The sequence below is a fragment of the Micromonospora sp. D75 genome (assembly GCF_018070405.1).
In the GTDB taxonomy this organism is placed as follows: domain Bacteria; phylum Actinomycetota; class Actinomycetes; order Mycobacteriales; family Micromonosporaceae; genus Micromonospora; species Micromonospora chalcea.
In genome coordinates this window covers 1-5,604 of the sequence record NZ_JAGPXV010000393.1, presented here as the reverse complement: position 1 = coordinate 5,604, position 5,604 = coordinate 1, and the positions used below count along the sequence as shown (strand labels likewise).

Here is a 5,604-nt window from a genome sequence, read left to right as displayed (position 1 = left end):
GTGCTGGCCCCGGCCGGGGCGGTCGAGCAGGTGAGCGCGGAGTCCGAGGCGCTCGGCTGGTTCCCGCCGGACCGGCTGCCCGAGCCGCTCGCCCACGCGACGGCCCAGCTGGTGCCACCGGCGCTCGCCGTGCTGGCCCGTCGCGCCGCCCGCTGACCGGAAGCGGGCGGCCGCACCGGCCGGATCAGACCAGGCCCTCCTCGCCGCGTTCCTTCAGCTCGTCCACGACCTTCTTCACGTCCTGCGCGCGGTCACGCGGGCAGACCAGCAGCGCGTCCGGGGTGTCCACCACGATCAGGTCGTGCACCCCCACGGTGGCGACGAGCCGGCCGGAGTGCGACACCACGACCGTGCCGGTGGTGTCGTGCAGCAGCACGCCCGGCTTGGCGTCGCCGCCCAGCACCACGTTGCCGGCGCCGTCGGCCGGCAGCACCTCGCCGAGCGTGTGGAAGTCACCGACGTCGTTCCAGCCGAAGTCACCCGGCACGGTGCCCACCCGGCCCGCCGTCGCCGCGCCCTCCATCACCGCGTAGTCGACCGAGATCCGGGGCAGCGTCGGCCAGACCCGGCCCAGCACGTCGTCCTGCTCCGGGGTGCCCCACGCCGCCGCGATGGCGGTGATCCCGGCGTGCAGCTCCGGCTCCTGGCGGGCCAGCTCGGCGAGGAAGACGTCCACCCGCCAGACGAACATGCTGGCGTTCCAGAGGTGCCGGCCGGAGTTGACGTAGACCTCGGCCACCTCGGCGGCCGGCTTCTCCTTGAACTCGCGTACCGGGCGCAGCGTGCCGTCCCCCACCGGGTCGCCGGTCTCCAGGTAGCCGTAGCCGGTCTCCGGGCGGGTCGGGGTGATGCCCACCGTCATCAGCAGCCCCTGCTCCGCTCCGCGGATGGCCTGCCGTACCACCTCGGCCAGCCGGGCCGGGTCGCCGATCAGGTGATCGGCGGCGAACGAGCCCATCACCGCGTCCGGCGTACGCGCGGCGATCACCGCGGCGGCCAGCGCGATCGCCGCGCAGGAGTCGCGGGGCGACGGCTCGACCAGGATGTTCTCCTCCGGCACGCCGGCCAACTGCCGGGCCACCGCCGCGGCGTGCGCGGCCCCGGTGACCACGAGCGTGCGCTCCGGCGTGGTCAACGGCGACAACCGGTCGACAGTGGCCTGCAGGAGCGAGGCCGGCGTGCCGGTCAGCGGGTGGAGGAATTTGGGATGGCCGGCACGGGACAGCGGCCACAACCGTGTGCCACTGCCACCCGCCGGGATGACGGCGTAGAACATCAGCACATCATGCCCGAAGCGGGCGAGTCGTCACGGTCGGTCGGCCGGGGCCGGCCCGCCGGCCCTCAGGACCGGGCCCGTCGCCAGGCCGCGATGTGCACGTCCGCGCTGGACTCCCAGGTGAACTCCTTGGCCCGGTCGAACCCGGCCTTTGCCAGCGAGAGCCGCCGCGGCTCGTCGTCCAGCAGAGCGGCCAGGTCGGCGGCGATCTGGTCCGGGTCCTCACTGGTGTACGCCACCGCGTCGCCGCCCACCTCGGGCAGGGACAGGCGCGGCGTGGTGAGCACCGGGGCCGCGCACGCCATCGCCTCCAGGATCGGCAGGCCGAAGCCCTCGCCGTAGGAGGGGTAGGCGGCCACGAGCGCGCCACCGAGGAAGCCGGGCAGATCGGCGTAACGCAGGTAGCCCGGGCGCAGCAGCCGCAGGTGCGACGGCACCTCGGCCACCGCGCGGTCGATGTCGTCGTCGTGCCCCTGCCCGCCCGCGACCACGAGCGCCGGCGGGTTCGGCCGGTCGGCCACCGCCCGCGCCCAGCCGCGGATCAGGTTGGGTACGTTCTTGCGCGGCTCCTTGGCCCCGAGGAACGCGACGTAGCTGCTGTCGCCCAGCCCCAGGCGGGCCCGCACGCGCGCCTTCTCCTCGTCGCCGGGCGCGTGGAAGGCGTCCTGGTCGACGCCGTGATAGGCGACGTCGATCCGGGTCGGGTCGGCGTCCAGCAGCCGGATCAGCTCGTCCCGGGTGGCCTTGCTCGGCACGATCACCCGGCCGGCCCGCCGCAGCGAGGTCTTGATGGCGCTGCGGAAGAACGTCCGGCGCGACTTGTCGTAGTGCTCCGGCTCGGTGAAGAACGTCGCGTCGTGCACGGTGACCGTCACCGGGCATCCGGCCCGCAGCGGACAGGTGTAGAAGGGCGAGTGCAGCACCTCCGCGCCCACCTGCTGGGCCAGCAGCGGCAGGCCGGTCTGCTCCCAGGCCAGCCGCGCCGGCCGGTGCGCCACCGCCGCCGGGGCGGGGATCACCTCGGCGCCCGGCAGCATCCGGGTGTAGCGCTCCAGGTCGGTACGGAGGCTCACCACCGCCAGGTCGACGCCGGTGCCGCAGACCCGGCCCAGCGCGCCGAGCAGTCCGTCGACGTATCTACCGACGCCGCCACGGTCGGCGGGGACACTCGTGGCGTCGATGAGAACGCGGGGCGGGCGACCGGCGGTCACGGGGCGGCTCCTCAGATGGCGCAGTTGTGGGGAAGAACACTGTCGGCAAGCGTACGCCGCGCCGGGCGAACAACGCTGACCGCGACCCGACGGTACGCCGACTTGACGTTGTCATCGAGTACGCACGCGGGGCGCGTATCGTTCGCGCCGATGGCCGACAACATTGCCCGGGTGTTCGCCGACGCGATCGCGCCGGACCCCACCCGACCGCTGCTGACCTGGTACGACGACGCCACCGGCGAGCGCACCGAACTCTCCGGCGCGACGCTTGCGAACTGGGTGGCGAAGACCGCGAACCTGCTCACCGACGAGATCGGCGCCGCGCCGGGCGACCCGGTCGGCGTGTTGCTGCCGCCGCACTGGCAGACCGCCGCCGTGCTGCTCGGCTGCTGGTCGGCGAAACTGACGGTGACCGACGCGCCGGGGCCGGTGGAGGTGCTGTTCGTGGCCGCCGACCGGGTGGACGAGGCGGCCGGGTGGCCGGCCGGCGAGCGGTACGCGCTGGCGCTCGACCCGTTCGCGCTGCCGATGCGGCAGGTGCCCGCCGGCTACGCCGACTTCGTGACGGCGGTACGCGGACACGGCGACCACTTCACGCCGTACCCCGAGGGTGGCGAGGGGGACGCGGCGCTGCTGGCCCGCGCGCAGGCCCGCGCCACCGAGCTGGGCCTGACCCAGGGCGACCGCCTCCTGGTAGACGTGACCACCCACCCCGACCCGGTCGACTGGCTGCTCACCCCGCTCACGGCAGGAGCCAGCGTGGTCGCGTGCGCCCACCCCGACCCGACCCGCCTGGCTTCCCGCGCCGAAACCGAGAAGACCACCCACACCCTGCCCTGACCCTCGCCCCTCCCCCGTTGATCTTGCAGTTTCGGCCCTCGGGGCGGGTGATTCGCCCCGTTCGCCGGGGCAGAAAGTGCAAGATCAACGGGCAGGTCGGCGGGGACGGCGGGATCAGCGAGGCGAGACGGGGCTGTCGGTGGTGGACCGGCGCTGGGCCAGGGCGGCGAACGCCGTCAGGGACTCGGGGTTGGCCAGGGCGCCCTTGGCCGCCGCGCTGTCCACCGGGGTACCCGTGAGGATCTTCTTGACCGGGACCTCCAGCTTCTTGGCGCTCAACGTTCTCGGCACGGCCCGGACCTGGTGGATCTCGTCCGGCACGTGCCGCGGCGACAGCGCGGTACGCAGCTCCCGGCAGATCTTCTTACGCATGTCGTCGTCGAGTTCCAGGCCCTCGGCGAGCACCACGAACAGCAGCAGCTCACCCGCGCCGCCCTCGTCGTCCTCCAGGTGCACGACCACCGAGTCGACCACCTCGTCCAGCCCTTCGACCACGGAGTAGAACTCGGCCGTGCCGAGCCGCACCCCGCCCCGGTTGAGCGTGGCGTCGGACCGGCCGGTGATCACGCACCCGCCGCGCTCGTTCACGGTGATCCAGTCGCCGTGCCGCCACACCCCGGGATAGACCTCGAAGTACGCCTCCCGGTAGCGCGCGCCGTCCCTGTCGTTCCAGAACCCGACCGGCATGCTCGGCATCGGCTCGGTGATCACCAGCTCGCCGAGCTGCCCGATCACCGCGCTGCCGTCGGCCGAGCGGGCCTCCACCTTCGCGCCCAGCGCCCGGCAGGCGATCTCCCCCGCGTACACAGGCAGCAGCGGCACGCCGCCGACGAACCCGGTGCACACATCAGTGCCGCCGGACAGCGACTGGAGCTGGAGGCGGTCGCTGACGTTCTCGTACACCCAGGTGAAGCCCTCGGCCGGCAGCGGCGCGCCGGTCGAGCCGAGGCCGCGCACCGCGGACAGGTCGGCGACCTCGCGCGGCACCAGGCCGGCCTTGCGGCAGGCCAGCAGGAACGGCGCGGACGTGCCGAAGTACGTGGTGCCGGTGTCGGCGGCCAGCCGCCACAGCGCGCCCAGGTCGGGGTGACCCGGGTTGCCGTCGAACAGCACGATCGCCGCGCCCACCGCCGGGCCGGAGACCAGGAAGTTCCACATCATCCAGCCGGTCGTGGTGAACCACAGGAACCGGTCGGACGGACCCAGGTCGTGGTGCAGCGCCAGCATCTTGAGGTGTTCCAGCAGGATGCCGCCGTGGCCGTGCACGATCGGCTTGGGCAGGCCGGTGGTGCCGGAGGAGTAGAGCACGTAGAGCGGGTGGTCGAACGCCACCGGCGTGAACGTCAACGGCTCGTCGGTCGGCGCCGCCAGCTCCGTCCACGGCAGCGCGCCGTCGGGGGCCGGGCCGTCCGGATCGAGGTACGCGATGGCGACCGTGTGCCGCAGCGACGGCAGCGCGGCCCGGATCGCGGCCACCTCGGCGCGCCTGTCCACAGGCTTGTCGCCGTACCGGTAGCCGTCCACTGCCACCAGCACCGTCGGTTCGATCTGCTGCCAGCGGTCGGTGACGCTGCGGGTGCCGAACTCGGGCGCGCAGGAGGAGAAGATCGCGCCCAGGCTGGCGGTGGCGAGCAGCAGGACGTACGTCTCCGGGATGTTCGGCGCGTACGCGGCCACCCGGTCGCCCGCACCCACGCCGAGGCGGCGCAGCCCGGCCGCCACCCGGCGGACCCGCTCGCGCAGCTCGGCGGCGGTGAGCGTCTCCGGGGCACGGGTCTGCCCGTGCGCGATCACCGCCGGGTCGTCGTCGCCCAGCCCCGGCATGCGCAGCACGTTCTCGGCGTAGTTGAGCGTCGCGCCGGGGAACCAGCGGGCGCCGGGCATGGCCCGGTCGGTCAGCGTCGCCGTCGGCGGGGTGTGCGCGACCACGTCGAACCAGTCCCAGATCGAGCGCCAGAACGCCTCCAGGTCGGTCACCGACCACTGCCACAGCGCGTCGTAGTCGGCGAACTCCAGCCCGCGGTGCTCGGCCAGCCAGCGCAGGTAGTCACCGATCCGGGACCGCTCCCGCACGTCCGCCGGCGGCGTCCACAGCACGTCAGCCACTGATCCACCCTCCCTGAGGCCCTGCCACGACGGTGTGCCGGGCCGTGGCGCCATCTTGCCCTACCTCGTGCCGCCATTGTCCGCGCCGGGCACGGCGCACGGGGCGTGGCCCGCCCACACCCCGCACCCCCACCCCATGTGGCCCTTCCTTACACCTCAGCCGGCGCGGAC

At 73.7% G+C, this 5,604-nt stretch carries 4 protein-coding genes and 1 pseudogene; 2 read left to right on the top strand and 3 right to left on the bottom strand.

Annotated elements, in window-relative coordinates:
- Nucleotides 1–156: pseudogene (locus tag KBX39_RS33485) on the top strand (NUDIX hydrolase); the annotation flags it as partial.
- A gap of 28 nt (nucleotides 157–184) precedes the next feature.
- Here the strand turns inward: KBX39_RS33485 and KBX39_RS21380 are convergent.
- The gene (locus tag KBX39_RS21380; protein WP_043330633.1) at nucleotides 185–1,276 is read right to left on the bottom strand and encodes a mannose-1-phosphate guanylyltransferase; all 1,092 of its coding nucleotides are present in this window, start codon (nucleotides 1,274–1,276) and stop codon (nucleotides 185–187) included.
- A 65-nt stretch (nucleotides 1,277–1,341) separates the two neighbouring features.
- Nucleotides 1,342–2,487: a glycosyltransferase family 1 protein gene (locus KBX39_RS21375; RefSeq protein ID WP_030501347.1), complete on the bottom strand. Its 1,146-nt coding sequence runs from the start codon at nucleotides 2,485–2,487 to the stop codon at nucleotides 1,342–1,344.
- 150 nt (nucleotides 2,488–2,637) lie between these two features.
- Here KBX39_RS21375 and KBX39_RS21370 point away from each other — a divergent pair, with 150 nt between their 5' ends.
- Entirely contained in the window at nucleotides 2,638–3,327 is a 690-nt protein-coding gene (locus tag KBX39_RS21370) for a TIGR03089 family protein (RefSeq protein ID WP_210872157.1), read from the top strand.
- A gap of 114 nt (nucleotides 3,328–3,441) precedes the next feature.
- Here the strand turns inward: KBX39_RS21370 and KBX39_RS21365 are convergent, their stop codons facing one another.
- The gene (locus tag KBX39_RS21365) at nucleotides 3,442–5,433 is read right to left on the bottom strand and encodes an acetoacetate--CoA ligase (RefSeq protein ID WP_043326486.1); all 1,992 of its coding nucleotides are present in this window, start codon (nucleotides 5,431–5,433) and stop codon (nucleotides 3,442–3,444) included.
- Between the last annotated feature and the right edge of the window lie 171 nt (nucleotides 5,434–5,604).